Raw genomic sequence first — 17,494 nt, 5'->3', positions numbered from 1 at the left:
CCTCTTCGTTTTCAAACTCCTTCAGCAATGCGTACGCGGAAACAGCTGACGAGTGGCTCAGATCGTTCGCCTTTGCGTGGAATCAGCTTATCTGAACACGATGGCCAGTATGGACCGAGAATAACGGTAATACTTACACGAAAGCGTGCGACAACAACGCACAATAGAGATATAACCCTTTGAGAACATATTATAAACGATATAGTACGTTTTGAGAACGTATCATGGAAAAGTTACCGCCCGCTTGCGATTGTGGCGACTCAGCCGTCAAAATGAAGCGTGGGTTTAAGATAGGGCTACTGCAAGTAATCCAGTAATGGCAACGACCGACGACTCCTTCAACGGGATAACCGAGCACTGCGAGGACTGCGATCTAGAAACCCTCCACGAAGTGTCCGTCCAGATTCGAACCGAGAGTCTCAAAAAAGAGAACGCGCAGTTCTCCCGCGAGCCCTACCGCGTCAGCGAGTGCCAGCGCTGTGGGAATCGCTCGAGCCAGCGGATGAACAACGCCTAATCGCGCACGAACGGTCGCGAACCGGATAGTACAGCCGACGACCGCCCTCGTTGCTCGGTCTCCCGCCTTCGTCTCTGCTCCGACGGGATTTCGGATCGTTCACTTATTACCGATGCGGATGTCCGATGAATTTCCGGAGCCAGCTACTGCTCGGTCGTCACTTCACAGCCGTCTTCGGTGACGATGATCGTGTGCTCTTTCTGGCTGACGAGGAAGCCGTTGTCTTCCTTGAGCACGGGATAACCGTGGACGATGTCGTTGCGCTTGAGCCGTCGCAGCGCCATCTCCGGCCGATCGGTCTCGAGCCACCGGGTCGCAAAGGGCAGCGTCCGGAATTCCTCGGTGATCTGTTCCAAGGCCTCGCGGGCCTGCCGATTACGGACAGTGCCCTCGCGCTCGAGCGAGAAGATTTCCTCGCTCGCGCCTTCCGTGACCTTGCCGCCGCCGTCGGTCGCGAACGGTTCGATCGCAACGACATCGCCGACTTCCAGCGTCGTTCCCTGCGAAACGGCCCGATTCGGGATGTTCGGGCTGGTGTGTTGCTCCCAGTGGCCCAGTCCGTGCCCGGTGAGGTTGACGACGGGGTTGTAGCCGTAGCCGTCGATGATGTCCTCGATCTCGGCCCCGATCTCGCCGGTACCGACGCCGGGCTCGACGATATCGACCGCGGCCTCGAGTGCCTGTTCGGAGGCCTCGGCCAGCTCGGGATTGCCCGAGAGGTCGACGGTGATCGCGGTGTCGGCCAGCCAGCCGTCGACGTGGACGCCGATGTCCAAGTTGATCATCTCCTCGCCGAAGGTCGTCTCGTCACCGATCGACGGCGTCGCGTGGGCCGCCTCCTCGTCGACGGAGATGTTGACTGGGAAGGCGGGTTCGCCGCCGAGTTCCCGAATGCGCTCCTCGGCCCACTGGGCGACCTCGAGGTGGCTCGCGCCGACCTCGACGCGCTCGGCGGCTTCGTCGCGTACCTGCGCGAGGATTGCCCCCGCTTCGCGGTGCTTCTCGTACTGCTCGGACTCGAGGTCCACCTCGGATTCGGCCATGTCTCAGGGTTCGACCGGTCGACAAAAAGAGGTTCCGTCTCCGTCGCCGGCCGCCCACACGGCTCGCAGTCAGCGGCTCTCGGGGCCGCCGTCGACCCACTGACACGCCGGACAGGCGACGACGCCCTGCACGTTCGACAGCGTCACGGCACAGCGCGGGCACTGGCGCGCGGCGTACTGCGGTGCTCGTAGCATGGTTCGCCCAACGCCTACGTCAATAATAAATGTACTCCACGACGATTGTCGAACTCGAGCGGTCGGCGGGCGGCGGGCGCGGGGTAGCACTGGGTGATCCGTGCTTGAAACCAACCGTTCGCGGAAGAAACGAGACGTAACGGGGGCGGAATCGGCGAAACGGTCGCCACGGGTTATGGCCGCCGCGTGCCTCGACTTACTCGGCGTGAGAGACGCCACATGCGAGTCGGGTCGCTGACACACCGACGCCGACTCGCGGGCCGTGATCGCCGCCCTCGAGGCCGAACGACGTGACGTTCCCGGCGGGTGGATTCGTCGGTTTCGAACGGGCGGCATCACGACGGTTTTCATACACTGCCGTTCGATTCGCTCGAGAGAGGCCGAGAGCCGACGCCGGTCGAGAAATACCGCTTTTATGGCAAACGGACCCGTCATTTAACGTATTTTTATATGGGGAACGTGGGCGAGTTTATGCTCGGAATAGGACATAGACGACATATACAGCGCGTATACTGCCGTTTAGAGCGGATTGGAATCGTTCAATTTTTGCCGGTCCGAGACGGAAATGGTAGACCTTTTACCCCCGTCGAAGAACCGTACAGACGAAATGAGCTACGACAAGATCGAGGTCCCCGAAGCGGGGGAGCAGATCACGCTGAAAGCGGGTACCGAGAACGAACTCGAGGTACCTGACAACCCGATTATTCCGATTATTTACGGCGACGGCGTCGGGAGCGACGTTGGTCCCGCCGCACAGAAGGTTCTGGAGGCCGCCGCGGAGGCAACCGGCCGCGACATCAACTGGATGCGACTCTACGCCGGCGAGTCCGCACGGGAGAAGTACGACGAGAACCTGCCCGAGGAGACCGTCGAGGCGATCAGGGAACACCGCGTCGCGATCAAGGGCCCGCTGACGACCCCCGTCGGTGCCGGTTTCCGATCGCTGAACGTCGCGCTGCGAAAGAAACTCGACCTCTACGCGAACGTTCGACCGACCTACCACCTCGACGGCGTCCCGTCGCCGGTCAAAAACCCCGGCGAGATGGACATGGTCACCTTCCGAGAGAACACGGAAGACGTCTACGCCGGCATCGAGTGGGAGGAAGGCACCGACGAGGTCCAACAGGTCAAGGAGTTCGTTGAAGACGAGATGGGCGACGACGACGTCATCCACGACGGGCCCGTCGGCATCGGCGTCAAGCCGATCACGGAGTTCGGGACGAAGCGACTCGTCCGCCGCGCCATCGACTACGCCCTCGAGCACGACCGCGACTCGGTTACGCTGGTCCACAAGGGTAACATCATGAAGTTCACCGAGGGCCAGTTCCGCGACTGGGGCTACGAGGTCGCCGAAGAGGAGTACGGCGACGAAGTCATCACCGAGGACACCCTCTGGGAGGAGCAAGACGGCGAAGCCGACGACGACACGCTCGTCGTCAACGACCGCATCGCCGACAACATGCTCCAGCAGCTGCTGACCCGAACGGACAACTACGACGTCATCGCGACGATGAACCTCAACGGTGACTACATGTCCGACGCCGCCGGCGCACAGATCGGTGGCCTCGGCATCGCCCCCGGGTCGAACTTCGGCGACGGCCTCCTGCTGGCCGAGCCCGTCCACGGTTCCGCGCCCAAGTACGAGGGCCAGGACAAGGTCAACCCGACCGCGATGATCCTCTCGGGTCGCATGATGCTCGACTACATCGGCTGGGACGACGCCGCCGACCTCGTCCGCGACGCCGTCGAGGAGACCATCTCCTCCGGCAAGGTCACCTACGACTTAGAGCGCAACCTCGAGGACGCCGAGAAGCTCTCGACGAGCGAGTACGCCGAAGAAGTCGTCAACAACATCGAGAAACTCTCGTAGAGAGTTTCTCGTCCGCTCGCGGCTGCGCCGCGAGAACATCGAAAAGCTGGCTTAGCCAGCTTTTCGGGCAGTCAGGCCGCGAAGCGGTCTGAAGCCATCGGAAACCTCCGTATAGCGGTTCTCACTCGTTTCTTTCTTCGTGCGTTCGAGACGCTCCCGAGTCGATCAGTGGCGTACCCGAACTCGTCGACGAGTCCGTCGGCTCCCGACTCGAGAGCGGCTCATCCGGGATGGCGCTGTAGTTCGACGACGAACGCGGCCCCGCCTCGCTCGCTCGATTCGATCCGAACGTCGCCGCCGTACTGCGAGACGAGCGTGTCTACGAGGTAGAGGCCGACGCCCGATCCCTCGCTCTCGAGCCCCTTCTCGCCGCGGCCGAAGACGGCGTCGTGACGGGCGGGCGGAATGCCAGGGCCGTTATCGGCGATGCGAACGGTCACCATCTCCGGCCCGCTCTCCGCTGTGATCTCCACGCGCGGCCCGGCCGCGTCGTTGTGCTGGACCGCATTGTTCAGGAGGTTCCTGAACACGGTCGACAAGAGCGGGTCTGCCTCGACGGTGACTGCCGGGACGGAGCCGTCGACGGCGAAGTCGGCGTCCGGATACGCCTCGCGTCGCCGCTCGAGCGTCTCCGTGAGCGCCGTCTGGAGCGGGATCGGTTCCGTCTCGCGGTCGCCGTCGGCGTCCCAGAGTTCGGTGAACGCTTGGAGCGTCTCGGTGAGTTCGACCGTGTGCCGTGTCGTATCTAGCATCCGCTCGAGCATCGCGCGTTCGTCATCGTCGAGGCGGTCGTTCAGTTCCTCGCCCCAGCCGAGGACGACCGCCATGTCGTTGCGGATGTCGTGACGGACGATCCGATTCAGGAGCAACAGTTCCTCGTTGCGGCGGGACAGCACCGCCTCGCTTCGCTCGAGGCGACGGGAGAGGGCCGCCGCATCGAAGAAGACGTACGACTGGCGGGCGACGAGCGCGAGCAGTACGAGCGCGCCGAGCGCGAGCGCGACCGGATCGAGGGTGCCGGTCGACGCGGCGTAGCCCGTCACGGCCATCGCGAGCAGGAAGGGCGCGTAGGGAGCGACCGTCTCCCGGAACGCGTACCGGCGTCGATCGATCTCGGGCGGGGGCGTCGCCGCCGACGGGTGGAGCGCGGCGAGCGCGACGATCAGATTACCGGCGAGCCAGATCACGTCGAACTCGCTGTAGACGTACCCCCCTGTGATCGACAGGTACGCGAACGCGCTGTCACCGACCGCCCAGACGATGATTCCGACGGCGATGAGCGTAATCGGGACGCGCCGCGGCCCGCGGGCGTGGGCCGCGACGACGAACGCGACCGATCCGAGGACGACGTCGAGCGCCGGGTACGCCGCGGACACCCAGAGCGTCGCGCCACCCGCGGCGCTCTCCGTCAGCATCGGCTCGAGCACGAACTGCCAGCTGATCGCGAGCAGCGCGACCGCGACGAGAACGCCGTCGAGGGCGATGCGAAGGGTCGGTCCCAAGCGGTGCTGCGCGGCGGCGATCATCAGCAGGCCGCCCGCGAGGAAGAGGTAGCCGCTAAGATAGAGAACGTCCGCGCCGCCGGGGTACGGCACCCGGCCCAGCCACAGTTCGTAGAACAGCCACGCGTACTCGCCGGCCGCGAACAGGCCGACACCGATCGCGGCGAGTCCCCAACCGAGCGCGTCCGGTCGCTCGCTCCGACGGGCCAGCAGTCCCAGCGCGGCGGACGCCACCGTCGAACTGGTGATAAGGACGAGATTCGAGAAGAGAAGAGTTCCGAAGGAGCCGCCGACCGAGAGGTGCATCCAGCCGATCGACGCGAGGACGAGCAGTCCCGCGCCGATCCACGCCCACCGGAGATGCGTCGATTCGAACCGGAACCGCGTGTCCGACCCGAGTTCCGGACCGGGGATCGCTGGATCGGACGCTTCGGAGTGTGGGTCGGCACTCATCGCTGTCTCTTAGACCAAGACGAACACATCGTAAAGGAACTCTGGCCATATGTATGACTACCGACGCGTGGGACGCGCAATCGACGCTCGAGTCAGATCCCCTGCGAAAACGCCGCGGCGGCACCGCTCGGAATCGGTGACGGCACGGTCTCCAATCGACACCGTTCTGACGGTCGAGATGCCTAGGCGCTCTCGATGGACGATATCGACGTACGCATCGCCGACGCGAAACGAGAACGAGAGGACGCGTTCGCGGTCCGACAGGCAGTATTCGTCGAAGAGCAGGGCGTCGACGAGGACGTAGAGTACGACGACCACGACGAGACGGCCGTCCACTTCGTCGCCTACGACGGTGATGAGCCGGTCGGCGCGGCCCGACTCCGCGAGTACGAAGACGGCGTCGGCAAGGTCGAACGAGTGGCCGTCCTCGAGTCGCGACGCGAGGCGGGCGTCGGCCGCGCGCTGATGGAATCGCTCGAGGACCGAGCCGACGCGCGCGGCTTTCGAAAACTGAAACTTCACTCGCAGACGCGAGCCGCCAGCTTCTATCGCCGACTGGGCTACGAGCGCCGCGGCGAGGAGTTCGAAGAGGCCGGCATCCCCCACGTCGAGATGCGAAAGGCGCTCGAGTGAGGTCGCAGCTGCGCGCGGGTCACGGGCGGTGTGACGACTCGAGCGCTGTAGCGGGCCAGCAGCCCCACGCCGGAAACAGCTCCATACCGTGAATGTCTGACTGACTTTCAAATAGGTGTGTGTGCGTAGTACTGGTATGCAACAGTCGATTCGTGCGCCCCTCGAGGCGATAACGACCACGGCAGCGACGGTCCAGCGGGCCGGCCGGCTCCTCCTGCCGCTGGGTCTCGCGGCCGCGAGTACCGGCGTCGGACTGCTCGTCTACTTCTGGTTGGTCGCTGCGGTTCTGTAACGGCTCGCGCGACCGAACCGGCTCACGCCGTCGCGATCCGATCGCGGACGTATCTGGCACCCAATCCGAGGACCGCCAGCGTCATCGACGCCGCGAAGGCGACGACGAACGCCGAGACCGGATCGGTGGCCGTCTCGAGTTCCGCGAGGACGAACTCGCCCGCGAGGACGGCGGCGACGGCGAACAGCGCGAACCCGCCGACGTTCGCCGGAAGCGAGTTCGTCTCGGGGACGACCGCGGGATCGTTCAGCAAGTAGAGGAGCACCGCGATGGCGAAGGGCGTCCCGACCAGCCCGAACGCGAGCGTGAGGACGAGGAGTTGGAAGAAGGCCCCCTCGACGAACGCGCCGGCGGCCGAGGCGAGCGCGACGGCGACGATCGCGGCCCGGTAGCGGCCGTCGCTGACGGACTGCTCCCAGCCGAGTTTGTCGGCCAGCAGGTACGGCGGAACGATCGTGTTCCCGCCGAGCGTCGACACCGCTGCGCCCAGCAAGCCGGCGAGGAACAGCCACGTGGCGTACTCGCCGGCGATCGGGCCGAGGGTCTGTGCGGCACCCACCCCGTCGATCGTCGCGGGATCGACGCCGGCCGAGGGGAGCACGCTCGCCGCGACGAGGAAGACGCCGAGGCTAAAGACGCCGAAGGCGACGAGCATCGAACTCACGACGTCGAACGTCGCGATGTCGGCGTCGTCAGCGGTCCAGCCACGGGCGCGCATCGTGTAGCTCTGCATGGTCAGCAGCGTGATGTGGACCGCGCCGCCGAGGATTCCCGCGGCGATGAGCGCCCCGTCCACGCCGGCCGGAATGTCGGGGGTCAGCCCCGCGGCCGCCGCGGCCGGATCGATCGGGACGATAACGGCCGAGGCGACGAAGGCGACGACGACGATCGAGACGAGCAGTTTCGCGCCGTGTTCCGCGAGGCGGTAGCCCCCGCCGGCGAGTCCCAGTGCGAGGAAGACGGCCCACGCGATCCCCCAGAGGCGCGGATCGGTCAGCGCGGCGACGCCGACGCCCGCTTGGGCGGCCATCGTCGCGCTAACCGACGCGAGCGTCTTCATGATCACGATCTGGGCCAGCCCCGCGGCGAGCACGGCGTCGACGACGAGCACCCAGGCCCAGAACGAGCCGAGGTGTCGCTCGACGACTGCGACGATCCCCGCCTCGGTGAGCAGTCCCAACCGCATCGCGAGGTACTGACCGACGGTGCCGAGGATCGCCGAGAGGACGACGACCCACAGCAGCGCGTACTCGAAACTCGCCCCCGCGACCAGCAGGCTCCCCATCGTCGCGGGTCCCGCCGCGATCGCGCCGGCGAGCCACGTCGGCCCCAACCGCTCGAGAAACGACCCGATTCGCCCCAGTCCGACTGATTGCTGTGTCCGCTCAGTTGCCATCGGACACCCCTTTCGAACTGAGGTATATAACTGGGTGGTATTCGCTGGTGTCGGGAAGAGAATGCGATCCGAGGGCGAGTTCACTCAGTCTGCCAACTCGGGTTCTCCCGCGGCGGGCTGAAGATGTCGACGCCGCGGACCGGCTCGTCGCCGCGGTTCTCGGCCGCGTGGGTCTGGTCGCCCGGGATCGCGTAGGAATCGCCGGGGCCGCAGACGATTTCGTCACCCTCAGTGAGGAACGCCAGTTCCCCCTGCGTAATGTAGCCCGTCTGGTCGTGGGGGTGGCTGTGCTCATCGACCGTCGCGCCGGGTTCGATCTCGAAGTGCTGGACGTTCATCGACTCGGTTCCCGCCATCAGCGCAAGGTGGACGCCCTCTGCGGCTTCCGCCGGCTCGAGGTCGTCGAGGGAAACGCGTTCCATACGCGATTCCACGGGGACGGACACTATAGTTCCGGGGATAGCGGCGCTGGCAGGCCGGGGCAGCCGTCGGGATCGACAAAGTTCGTCTCAGCACTCGAGTCTGGAGCCCTTCGAAACAGATATTAATTTTCCAACCAGAATCCGTCGCATGAACCCGTACGTGATACTCGCCGGTGCGATCCTATCGGAACTGTTCGGAACGACGGCGCTCAAACTCTCCGAGGGGTTCTCGCGGCCGCTGCCGAGTCTCGGCGTCCTCGTCGGCTACGGCGTCGCCTTCTATCTGCTCTCGCTCACGCTCGAGGAGTTGCCGGTCGGGGTCGTCTACGCGACGTGGGCCGCGCTCGGCATCGTCGGCGTCGCGTCGATCGGCGTGGTGGCGTTCGGCGAGCGACTCGACGGGGCGGCCATCGCCGGGATGGGGCTCATCCTCGCCGGCGTGTACTGTCTGAACGTCCTCTCCAACGTCTCCGCACACTGAGAACGCATCGTCGTCGTCGATTCCCACGACTACTTCCGCCGCGCGTGCCGAACCTTGAACTACCGCGAGCGGCCACTGCAAGACATGTACGCCGTCGTCGGCTGTAGCGAGTGCTCGAACCTCTGGATCATCGAGGGCCGGTCGGAGACGACCCAGTGTCCCCGCTGTGGCTCCCGCAAAGCCTACGAGAAGCGCAAGAAGTTCGTCGAGACCGATGACGCGGCCCACGCCCGCGACGTGCGCGCCTCGATGCTCGCGAACCGGCAGGGGGAGGGCGAGGCCTTCGCCAAACTCGACTCCTTCGCCGCCCTCGAGGACGACGTGGCCGACGGCGTCGTCGACGACGCGGAGTACCTCGAGGAATCCGGACTGGACGTCGCGGAAGTCGAAGCGGCCGGCGACCGCGATCCGCGCGGGCCGAGCCGAAGCGGGAGCAAGAAGGAGATCGTCGAAGGCGCGCTCGAGGCCCTCGACGAGCCGACCGAGGACGAGGTCGTCGACTACGCGGCCGAGCGCGGGGTCGACGCAGCGTACGTCAGGGATGCCCTCGAGAAACTCACTCGCCGCGGGGTCGTCAGCGAGAGCCGCGGGCGGTATCGGCTGCTGTAGGTCGTTGCACCGTATTGTCTGCTGTCGCTCGCCGTGGCCGTATCGCCACGGCTATCCCCGTCCGGGGGCTCGAGCCGGTATGACAGAGACGGTCGATCTGCAGGGGAGCGTCATCGGCGCGGGGCTCCTGCTCGCGGTCGGATTCCTCGTCTACGGAACGGTCGTCGGCGGGACGATCGTCGGGATTGATGCGGCGGCCGCGGCGACGTGGGTCCTCGCGCTGACGTTCATCGCTCTCGCCGGCGTCCACGCGAGCGTCGGCCAGTACGATTTCGCGCTCGGACACGGGGGTGCCGCCGCCGGCTGGCTGTTCGTATTGCTCGGATCGACGGGATTTCAGACCGTCCTCGGACTGGTACTGCTCGCCCTCTCCGGGAGTTACATCGCCATTAGAACGTTGCGAGCGCGATCGGACGGAACCGACGGGGATGGCACTGACGAGGATGGAACCGATGAAGACGACACCGAAACGGACGGAAAACAGGACTCGGTCTCGGACGACACCGAATAGCTGACCCTCGCAATCGAAGGAGCCACGAGTTATCGGCAGGTGTCCGATTCTTGCCGCGAGACCACCTGCTGATTCTCGCTCGCCCCGGATACCGACGGTCGGCTTACCGGCCCAGATCCTCGTGTGCGCTTGCGAGATGTCGCGAGGAGAGCGCGCCGAGCAGGGAGAGTTCGCCGGCGAGCGCGCCGACGGCGATAATTTCGGCGAGCGCGTCGGCGTTTGATCCGGCCGGATCGCCTCCGCCCTTGAGGCCCAGAATCTCGAGCGCTTCGGCCTGCGTCGGCAGTTTCGTCCCGCCGCCGACGGTGCCGACCTCGAGCGAGGCCAGCGAGACGCTGGCGTAGAGATCGGTGGTGCCGTCCGCGCGTTCGCGGGCATCCATGGTGGTAATCGTGTTCGCGGCCTCGACGACTTGGGCCTCGTCCTGTCCGGTCGCGAGGAATGCCGCGCCGACGACGTTGGCGGCGTGGGCGTTGAATCCCAGACTCCCCGCTTTGGCGCTGCCGATCAGGTTTTTGCGGGTGTTTGCCTCCGCGATGGCGTCGGCGGTCGTGTGGAGGCGCTCCTCGACGAGTTCGCCCGGAATCTGCACGTCGGCCGTCACCGAGCGCCCGCGGCCCTCAACGGCGTTGACCGCGGCGGGTTTCTTGTCCGAGCAGAGGTTTCCCGAGAGCGCGACGAGCGAGGCCGGGGTCTCGCGCTCGACGAGTTCGCAGGCCTCGCCGGTCGCGATCGTGGCCATGTTCATTCCCATCGCGTCCTTGGTGTCGTAGGCAAAGCGCAGGTAGACGGAGTCGCCGACGACGTAGGGTTCGATATCGAGGAGTTCCCCGTGGCTCGTCGTCGACTCGGCGGCCTCCCGGAGCGCCTCGAAGTTGCCCTCGACCCAGTCGACGGTCTCGGCGGCCTCTGCGACGCCGTCGACCCGAAAGACCGGGGCTCGAGTCATCCCGTTTTTCGTCACGCGCGCATCGGCTCCGTCAGCAGCGCGGATCACGGAGAGCCCGCGGTTGACCGACGCTAGCAGCGCGCCCTCGGTCGTCGCGAGCGGGAGGTAGTGTTCACCGTCGGCTGCGCCGCCGGAAACGGGCACCGGACCCACGACGCCCATCGGCACCTGCGCTGCGCCGATCATGTTCTCGATATTCGGGTCCGCTCGCTCGGCGGGGAACGCGTAGTCGCCGATCGCCTCGAGTTCGGTTCCCGTCTCGCGCTCGACGAGCAACCGGCGCGCCTCGGCCGCGGTGTCGTAGTCGGCGTGGTCCTCGAGTTCGTGAAGACGAAGGTCGCCCTCGCGCACTCGCTCGGCGAGGTCCTCGGGGTCTGTCATGGCTCAGCCAAGTGGGCGGTGGCTCCTAACAGTTGCTGATCGTGACGGCTCGAGGGATATCCCGCCGCTCGAGACTCGCCGACGGCCGCCGCGTCGGCGATTAGGAAACCCGAGTCACCGACTCGTCGCTCGCGGATTGGTAGTCGGTGAGAACCTCGTAACAGACCAGTGCGACGAGCGAGCCGGAGCCGATCACCCCGATCACCAGGTGGGCCAGCCCCTCCGCGTCGGCGGCGAACGCGAGCGCGAACGCCGCCGTCGCCACCGCGGCGAACCGGAGTCGGCTCCGCGATCGGTCCCCGCTCCGAGCGGTCTCGTCGTCGGTGATCGCGAGATACAGTTGCGGGAGCGCCACGGCGACGCCGGCAAACAGGAGATACGACAGGAGCGGCCAGTCCTGAATCCCGAGTCCGAACTGGCGATCGACGACGAGCGAGCCGGCGATCGCGAGGACGAGCGCGAGGAGCGATCCGAAGACGATGCGATCTTCACGATCGAGCATACGAACCGGTCGACGTGCCGGCAAGTCAACCTTGCGCTCGAATTCGGTCCGTAAGCTGCCGTTACGTTCCGGTCTCGGCTGTTGGCGGTGCCTACTGACAGACACGCGAGCGGCGAAGCCGGCCGGCGAGGACGCGGACCCAACTGTTTTGACACTCGCCCGCGGGCACTCTCCCATGACGGCGGCTGCAGACCTCCTGTTGGTCAACGGGGAGGTCCATACGCTCACCGAACCCGATACCGTCAGCGAGGCGGTCGCGATCCGCGACGGCGAAATCGTCCGCCTCGGAGACACATTCGAGATCGAGTTCCTCGCGGGCGTCGAAACCGACGTGATCGACTGCGAGGGCCGCGTCGTCCTGCCGGGGTTCATCGACGCGCACACCCACATGGAACAACTGGGCCAGCATCTGGTCCACGCGGACCTCTCGGCCGCCGACAGCGCCGCGGACTGTATCAGGCGGCTCCGCGAACTGGCCGCGGACGACCCCGACCGCGAGTGGCTCCTCGGGTTCGGGTACGACGAGAGCGAATGGACGGGGACAGGGACGGAGACGAGAACGGGACCGAAGACGGACCCGGCACCGCTCACTCGAGCGGATCTCGACCGCGTCAGCGAGGACCGGCCGGTCGTCGCGATGCGGGTCGATCTGCACACCGCGTCGCTGAACACGGTCGCGCTCGAGCGCCTCGCCGGGGAGTTGCCCGACGCCGATCTGCGAGACGAGAACGGCGAACCGACCGGGATCGCCGTCGAGGACGCGGCCGAGGCTGTCAGGAAGCGACTCACGGCCGACCGCGAGGAGATGCGGGAAGTGCTCGAGGCCGCGACGCGCGACGCGGTCGAGCGCGGCGTCACCGGCGTCCACGACAAGATCCGGGGCTCGGTCGCGCCGCGGGTCTACCGCGACATGGCCGCCGACGGCGATCTCCCGCTGCGCGTACGGATCGACTACTGGAGCGACCACCTTGAGGCCCTCACCGAGGTCGGACTGGGGACGAACGACGGGACCAGCCGCGTCCGGACGGGCGCGATCAAGTCCTTCTCCGACGGCAGTTTCGGCAGTCGGACGGCGAAGCTCCGAGAACCGTACGCGGACGCCGGCGGCGATAATAATGACGACCGAGCTGACGGCGACCCCGACGAATCCGAGGGCGGCGAGCGCGGCCAGTGGGTCGTCGCCCCCGACGACCTCGCCGCCCTCGTTGAGCAGGCCGACGCCGAGGGGTTCCAGCTCTGTGTCCATGCCATCGGCGACGAAGCGATCGAGGAGACGCTGTCCGCGCTCGAGGCGACCGCCGACCCCGGCGGCTCCCGCCACCGGATCGAACACGCGGAGCTGGCGACCGACGACCACCTCGAGCGCATGGCCGCGGCGGGAATCGCCGCATCGATGCAGCCGAACTTCCACCGGTGGGCCGGCGACGGCGGACTCTACGAACGGCGACTCGGCGAGCGGCGGCGCGATCGGACGAACCGGTTCCGGCGGGTCCTCGAGGCCGGGGTCCCCCTCGCGTTCGGTTCGGACTGCATGCCGCTGGATCCGCTGTTGGGCGTCCATCACGCGGTGAACGCACCGACCGACGCACAGCGGCTGTCGGTCACCGAGGCGCTGCGAGCGTACACCGCCGGCGCGGCGTATGCTGGCTTCGACGAGGATCGGTTCGGCACGATCGAGCCCGGCAAGCGCGGGGATCTAGTGGTGCTCGAGGAGTCGCCGTGGGACCGGGCGGACCGAATCGACGAGATCGAGGTCGCGCTGACGATCGTCGACGGCGAGGTCGTCTTCGAGGCCGAGTCGATGGCGTGAGGCCGCCTCGAGTCCCGGTTCGGGCCTAACGAGCCGGCTGAAGCGAGAGCAGGGAGGGCGGCGAGAGCGGGCCGAACGGGATTTCGGGGCGATCGCGACAGTCGGGGTGTCTCCCGCCTCCCAGTTTCCGAGGCTGCGACGAACGAGTCGATTTTTGCCGCCGGAGAGCGACGATAAGCGCATGGAAACCGGACTCATGGTCACGGCGTTCGGCGACACGGACCTCGCGGACGTCGCGGTCCGTGCCGAGGACCGGGGCTACGATGCCGTCTGGGTCGGCGAACTCTGGGGGGCGAGCGGCGTTGTCCAGGCCACCGAGATGGCCTGTCGAACCGACGAGATCGGGATCGGGACCGCGATCCTGAACGTCTACTCGCGCTCGCCAGCGGTCCTCGCGATGACGGCCGCCTCGCTCGAGGACGCCACCGACAGTCGGTTCACGCTCGGACTCGGGACGAGCACGGCCGCCGCGGTCGAGGGCCTCCACGGGATGTCGTTCGATCGACCGGTACGACGCGCCCACGAGACGATCGAACTCGTCCGCGAGTTCACGTCGGGGACCGGCGATCCGGTCGACTACGAGGGCGAACTGCTCGAGGCGGCGAACTTCCCGTCGATCGAGACCGCGGTGCCGATCTATCACGCCGGCCTCGGACCGGCGAACCGCCGCGTCGTCGGCCGGCTCTGCGACGGCTGGATCCCGCACAATATTCCGTTCTCGCGGCTCGAGGACGCCTTCGGGGAGGTCGCGGCTGCCGCGCGAGAGCGCGACCGAGAGCCGGACGAGATCACGATCGCGCCGTACGTCCCGTCGGCGGTCAGCGACGATCCGAGCGAGGCCCGCGAGGTGTTGCGGCGACACGTCGCCTACTACGTCGGGAGCGGCGAGGGCTACCGGCGCGCGGTCGCGACGGCGTTTCCGGACGAGGCGGATCGGATCGCAGACGCGTGGCGCGCCGGCGAGCGCGACGACGCCGCGAGCGCGGTCACCGACGCGATGCTCGCCGATCTCGGCGTGGCCGGGCGGCCGGAGGAAGCCCGCAAGCAACTGCGGACGCTCGTCGCCGAGACGGGGATCGACCACCCGATCGTCGTCGTTCCGGAGCCGGCCTCGAGCGACGTGACCGAGACGACCATCGAGGCGCTCGCACCGGCGCAGTTCTAGCAGTGGTTTGGCGCGGTCGCCGCCGGTACAGCCCGAGACTCGGAGGTCCTTGCGAATCCGCGGACAGCGTTTTTCCACCCCACTGCCGACAGTCTCGAGTCCCGGACGATCATGAGCACGAGCTACACCGACTTCATCGGCGAGGTACAGCACCGAATCGAGGCCGGGACCCAAGCCGAAGCCGTCCGAACGACGCGAGCCGTCCTCGAGACGCTCGGCGAGCGCGTCGGGGAGGGCGGCGCGACGGACATCGCGAGCCCGCTCCCGATGGAGATCGATCGGTATCTCTTGGCCGCCGACGACGGCCAAGCGTATGACTACGACACGTTCGTCGATCGGGTGCTCGAGCGACTGAACTACGACGATCTGGACCTCGAGGCGTCGTACGGGCGACCGTCGACCATCGACCGGCCGGAGGCGGTCTACCGGATCAAGGCCGTCGTCGAACTCGTCAGCGAACGGGTTCCCGGCGGCGAACTGGCCCACGCCGAAGAGCAGCTACCCGCGGAGTTCGCGGACATATTCGAGTTCGTCGACGCCGAGACGAAACCGTGGGAGAAAGCCTGACGCCCGCCATCAGGGCTACAGCGGGTTCGCGATCGGTCAGCGCCGGTCGTAGACCCGGACCGCCCGGTCGTGTCGCGTCGAGAGCCCGTTGGGATTTCGCTTGCTCGAGCGATCGGCATAGCGGGCGCGGACGCCGTCCCAGAGCCCGCGCGTGACGTTTGCGGCGACATCGGTTCCGTCACCCACCCACCCCGTCGGCGTCGCCTCGCCCGACGCCAGCCGACGAACACCGCTGAGGCCGTCCCGAAGCGCGCTCCCGGCGGTCCGGGCGAGGACGGCCGGCCGCAGCCCGTAGTTCTTCGCGAGCCGGTAGGACAGCGACCGGTAGGTCGCCCCCCAATCGGGGTCGGCCCGGCCGCCGTCGGTCCCGACTTCACAGCGGGCGGCCATCGTCGCCGCCCACGACACCTCGTGGCCGAGTCCGGCCACGCGGTGGGCACAGTCGCGTTCGCTTTCTTCCTCGAGGTACTCATCGAATCCGTCCAGGGACTCGAGGACGGATCGCTCGAACGCGACGTTGTCGCCGTGAAAAAGGGAAACCGATCGGCCAGCGACCCGCCGCGGAGACTGCAGGTCCGCGCCGACGGGACCGCCGGTCACGGGGCCGGTGACGATCGGCGTCTCGTCGGCGATCGACTCCTCGATCGCGGCGTACCAGCTGTGATCGATCGCGTACTCGCCGTCGAGGAAGGCGACGACATCGCCGGTGGCGAATTCGAAGCCGGCGTTGCGCGAGACGCCCGCGTTCCGTTCCGAAATCTCGACGAGGACATCGACATCGTCCCGCTCGCGGACCACGCCAGTCGTCCCGTCCGAGGAGGGGCCGTTGACGACGACGACTTCCGTCGATGCCGGCGTCCGCTCCGCGAGGGCGTCGAGACACGACAGCAATCGCTCCCGGTCGTTGAGCGTCGAGACGACTACCGAGAGCTCCATACCACCCGATAGGGGCTCCTGATAGTAAATAGATGGGATTCGAGCCGGGACTCAGCGGACCTGCGCGTTCCAGTACGACACCGACGCGAAGTGGTCGGTGATCGGCAACTCCCCGACCGCGTTATCGAGCGCGCGCAGCGGCGACGCGAGCCCGTTCGGGATCGATCGGTACAGGCCGTACGGAAGGAGGAAGTCGTCCTCGACGTCGACGAGGGTCAGATCCGTCTTCGCGAGGAGGACCGCCACTTCGCTCTTCGAGTAGAGCCGCGACCCCATCGGGAGCGCCCAGTTGTAGACGCTCCGCGTCGAAAACCGGTTGAACGTATCGAAGACGATCTGATCGCGGGAGACCCGGCGCATCTCTTCTAAGAACGCCTCTGGATCGTCCGCGAGGTGGAAAAACCGCATTGCGATGACGGTATCGAAGTGGTCGTCCGGAAACGGTAATCGCCCCGCGTCGCCGCGGAGGAAATCGAGTGTCCCGGCTAACTCCGCGTTCTGGGCCTTCCGCCGTCCCTGCTGTAGCATCGCCGCCGAGATATCCAGTCCGACGACGTCGGCACCCTGATGGGCCAGCATGACCGTAAACCGCCCGGTACCACAGGCGATCTCGAGGACCTTCCGGTCCTCGACGGGCATGATGGCCTCGAGGACGGCCTTTTTCTCCCGGCGGTCGATCAGCTGTCCGCCCTGGGAGAACCGCTTGTCGTCGTATTCCTCGGCGATATCGTCGGCTTGGTACCACTCCTGTCCTTTCACACTGGGCGAATCTACTGTTGCGATAGGATAAAACGATACTGGAGTCCGCCGGCGATTCCGTCCCGGTCACGGACTGGCCTCGAATCGGGCCGACACCCGTCAATTACGACGCTGGATACCGCCGAAACACGGGGGTGAAAGTTCTGTGTTAATACCTCATTCATACACCTTATACAAACTGCATTATTCGTATCCACATATAGGGAAGCTTTACCATTGCCGATTCCGCTCACGTAGGTATGAGCATGAGTACAGCCGAGGACCGTGGCGCTGCTGCCGAAGAAACCCTGTCGGAGGACGAATACCGCGACCGGCTCCGCGATCTGCCGCCGAGCGCGAAGCTCGTCGCGAAGGTGCTCGAGACCGATTCGCCGCTCTCGCAGGGCCAACTCGCCGAGGAATCGCTGCTTCCCGACCGCACCGTCCGCTACGCGCTCAACCGACTCGAGGACGTCGGCCTCGTCGGCTCCCGATACAGTTTCCGGGACGCCCGCAAGCAGG

At 66.4% G+C, this 17,494-nt stretch carries 20 protein-coding genes and 1 pseudogene; 12 read left to right on the top strand and 9 right to left on the bottom strand.

What is annotated here, in order from left to right; translation table 11 throughout:
* Positions 1–95: pseudogene (locus C489_RS21385) on the top strand (IS6 family transposase); the annotation flags it as partial.
* A gap of 221 nt (positions 96–316) precedes the next feature.
* Positions 317–517 (top strand): DUF7835 family putative zinc beta-ribbon protein, encoded by a 201-nt coding sequence (locus C489_RS00335; protein WP_006429080.1) that lies wholly within the window; start codon positions 317–319, stop codon positions 515–517.
* A 143-nt stretch (positions 518–660) separates the two neighbouring features.
* Here the strand turns inward: C489_RS00335 and map are convergent, their stop codons facing one another.
* Together map and C489_RS22825 are read right to left on the bottom strand one after the other, a co-directional pair.
* Complete coding sequence (map, locus tag C489_RS00330; RefSeq protein WP_006429079.1) at positions 661–1,560, bottom strand: type II methionyl aminopeptidase; 900 nt, start codon at positions 1,558–1,560, stop codon at positions 661–663.
* Between the two features lie 69 nt (positions 1,561–1,629).
* On the bottom strand, positions 1,630–1,755 hold the full coding sequence (locus C489_RS22825; protein WP_275039559.1) for a hypothetical protein: 126 nt from the start codon (positions 1,753–1,755) through the stop codon (positions 1,630–1,632).
* 607 nt (positions 1,756–2,362) lie between these two features.
* Between C489_RS22825 and icd the strand changes: the two genes are divergently transcribed.
* Positions 2,363–3,625 carry an isocitrate dehydrogenase (NADP(+)) gene (gene icd, locus C489_RS00325; protein ID WP_006429078.1) on the top strand — a complete coding sequence of 421 codons (1,263 nt, stop codon included), beginning with the start codon at positions 2,363–2,365 and terminating at the stop codon, positions 3,623–3,625.
* A 221-nt stretch (positions 3,626–3,846) separates the two neighbouring features.
* Here icd and C489_RS00320 read toward each other — a convergent pair whose 3' ends face one another.
* A complete protein-coding gene (locus C489_RS00320; protein ID WP_006429077.1) occupies positions 3,847–5,580 on the bottom strand; it encodes a sensor histidine kinase in 1,734 nt (577 codons plus the stop codon).
* Between the two features lie 195 nt (positions 5,581–5,775).
* Between C489_RS00320 and C489_RS00315 the strand changes: the two genes are divergently transcribed.
* Positions 5,776–6,213, top strand: a complete 438-nt coding sequence (locus tag C489_RS00315) for a GNAT family N-acetyltransferase (protein ID WP_006429076.1) — start codon at positions 5,776–5,778, stop codon at positions 6,211–6,213.
* Between the two features lie 136 nt (positions 6,214–6,349).
* A complete protein-coding gene (locus tag C489_RS21800) occupies positions 6,350–6,505 on the top strand; it encodes a hypothetical protein (RefSeq protein WP_160163623.1) in 156 nt (51 codons plus the stop codon).
* Between the two features lie 22 nt (positions 6,506–6,527).
* On the opposite strand, the gene C489_RS00310 is transcribed toward C489_RS21800, so the two are convergent.
* Together C489_RS00310 and C489_RS00305 are read right to left on the bottom strand one after the other, a co-directional pair.
* Entirely contained in the window at positions 6,528–7,901 is a 1,374-nt protein-coding gene (locus C489_RS00310; protein ID WP_006429075.1) for an NRAMP family divalent metal transporter, read from the bottom strand.
* Between the two features lie 80 nt (positions 7,902–7,981).
* On the bottom strand, positions 7,982–8,323 hold the full coding sequence (locus C489_RS00305) for a cupin domain-containing protein (RefSeq protein ID WP_006429074.1): 342 nt from the start codon (positions 8,321–8,323) through the stop codon (positions 7,982–7,984).
* A gap of 148 nt (positions 8,324–8,471) precedes the next feature.
* On the opposite strand from C489_RS00305, the gene C489_RS00300 reads away from it, so the two are divergent.
* The 3 genes from C489_RS00300 to C489_RS00290 all read left to right on the top strand — a co-directional run bounded on the left by C489_RS00300 (position 8,472) and on the right by C489_RS00290 (position 9,924).
* A complete protein-coding gene (locus C489_RS00300) occupies positions 8,472–8,804 on the top strand; it encodes a DMT family transporter (protein ID WP_006429073.1) in 333 nt (110 codons plus the stop codon).
* A gap of 84 nt (positions 8,805–8,888) precedes the next feature.
* Positions 8,889–9,413, top strand: coding sequence for a DUF5817 domain-containing protein (locus C489_RS00295; RefSeq protein WP_006429072.1), 525 nt, complete (start codon positions 8,889–8,891; stop codon positions 9,411–9,413).
* Positions 9,414–9,492: 79 nt separating this feature from the next.
* Entirely contained in the window at positions 9,493–9,924 is a 432-nt protein-coding gene (locus tag C489_RS00290) for a hypothetical protein (protein ID WP_006429071.1), read from the top strand.
* Positions 9,925–10,027: 103 nt separating this feature from the next.
* Here C489_RS00290 and hmgA read toward each other — a convergent pair whose 3' ends face one another.
* Both hmgA and C489_RS00280 read right to left on the bottom strand, forming a co-directional pair.
* A complete protein-coding gene (hmgA, locus tag C489_RS00285) occupies positions 10,028–11,254 on the bottom strand; it encodes a hydroxymethylglutaryl-CoA reductase (NADPH) (protein WP_006429070.1) in 1,227 nt (408 codons plus the stop codon).
* Positions 11,255–11,354: 100 nt separating this feature from the next.
* Positions 11,355–11,756: a hypothetical protein gene (locus C489_RS00280; protein WP_006429069.1), complete on the bottom strand. Its 402-nt coding sequence runs from the start codon at positions 11,754–11,756 to the stop codon at positions 11,355–11,357.
* Positions 11,757–11,931: 175 nt separating this feature from the next.
* Here C489_RS00280 and C489_RS00275 point away from each other — a divergent pair, with 175 nt between their 5' ends.
* The 3 genes from C489_RS00275 to C489_RS00265 all read left to right on the top strand — a co-directional run bounded on the left by C489_RS00275 (position 11,932) and on the right by C489_RS00265 (position 15,298).
* Positions 11,932–13,566, top strand: a complete 1,635-nt coding sequence (locus C489_RS00275; protein WP_006429068.1) for an amidohydrolase — start codon at positions 11,932–11,934, stop codon at positions 13,564–13,566.
* 181 nt (positions 13,567–13,747) lie between these two features.
* Entirely contained in the window at positions 13,748–14,731 is a 984-nt protein-coding gene (locus C489_RS00270; RefSeq protein WP_006429067.1) for an LLM class flavin-dependent oxidoreductase, read from the top strand.
* A gap of 111 nt (positions 14,732–14,842) precedes the next feature.
* Positions 14,843–15,298, top strand: coding sequence for a DUF2267 domain-containing protein (locus tag C489_RS00265; RefSeq protein ID WP_006429066.1), 456 nt, complete (start codon positions 14,843–14,845; stop codon positions 15,296–15,298).
* A gap of 36 nt (positions 15,299–15,334) precedes the next feature.
* On the opposite strand, the gene C489_RS00260 is transcribed toward C489_RS00265, so the two are convergent.
* Both C489_RS00260 and C489_RS00255 read right to left on the bottom strand, forming a co-directional pair.
* Positions 15,335–16,234: a glycosyltransferase family 2 protein gene (locus C489_RS00260; RefSeq protein ID WP_006429065.1), complete on the bottom strand. Its 900-nt coding sequence runs from the start codon at positions 16,232–16,234 to the stop codon at positions 15,335–15,337.
* Positions 16,235–16,285: 51 nt separating this feature from the next.
* Positions 16,286–16,993 (bottom strand): class I SAM-dependent methyltransferase, encoded by a 708-nt coding sequence (locus C489_RS00255; protein ID WP_006429064.1) that lies wholly within the window; start codon positions 16,991–16,993, stop codon positions 16,286–16,288.
* Between the two features lie 239 nt (positions 16,994–17,232).
* On the opposite strand from C489_RS00255, the gene C489_RS00250 reads away from it, so the two are divergent.
* On the top strand, positions 17,233–17,494 hold a 262-nt coding region (locus tag C489_RS00250), incomplete at its 3' end, for a MarR family transcriptional regulator (protein WP_049890467.1).

The organism is Natrinema versiforme JCM 10478 (genome assembly GCF_000337195.1).
In the GTDB taxonomy this organism is placed as follows: Archaea; Halobacteriota; Halobacteria; order Halobacteriales; family Natrialbaceae; genus Natrinema; species Natrinema versiforme.
This window is presented reverse-complemented; position numbering and strand designations above follow the sequence as displayed.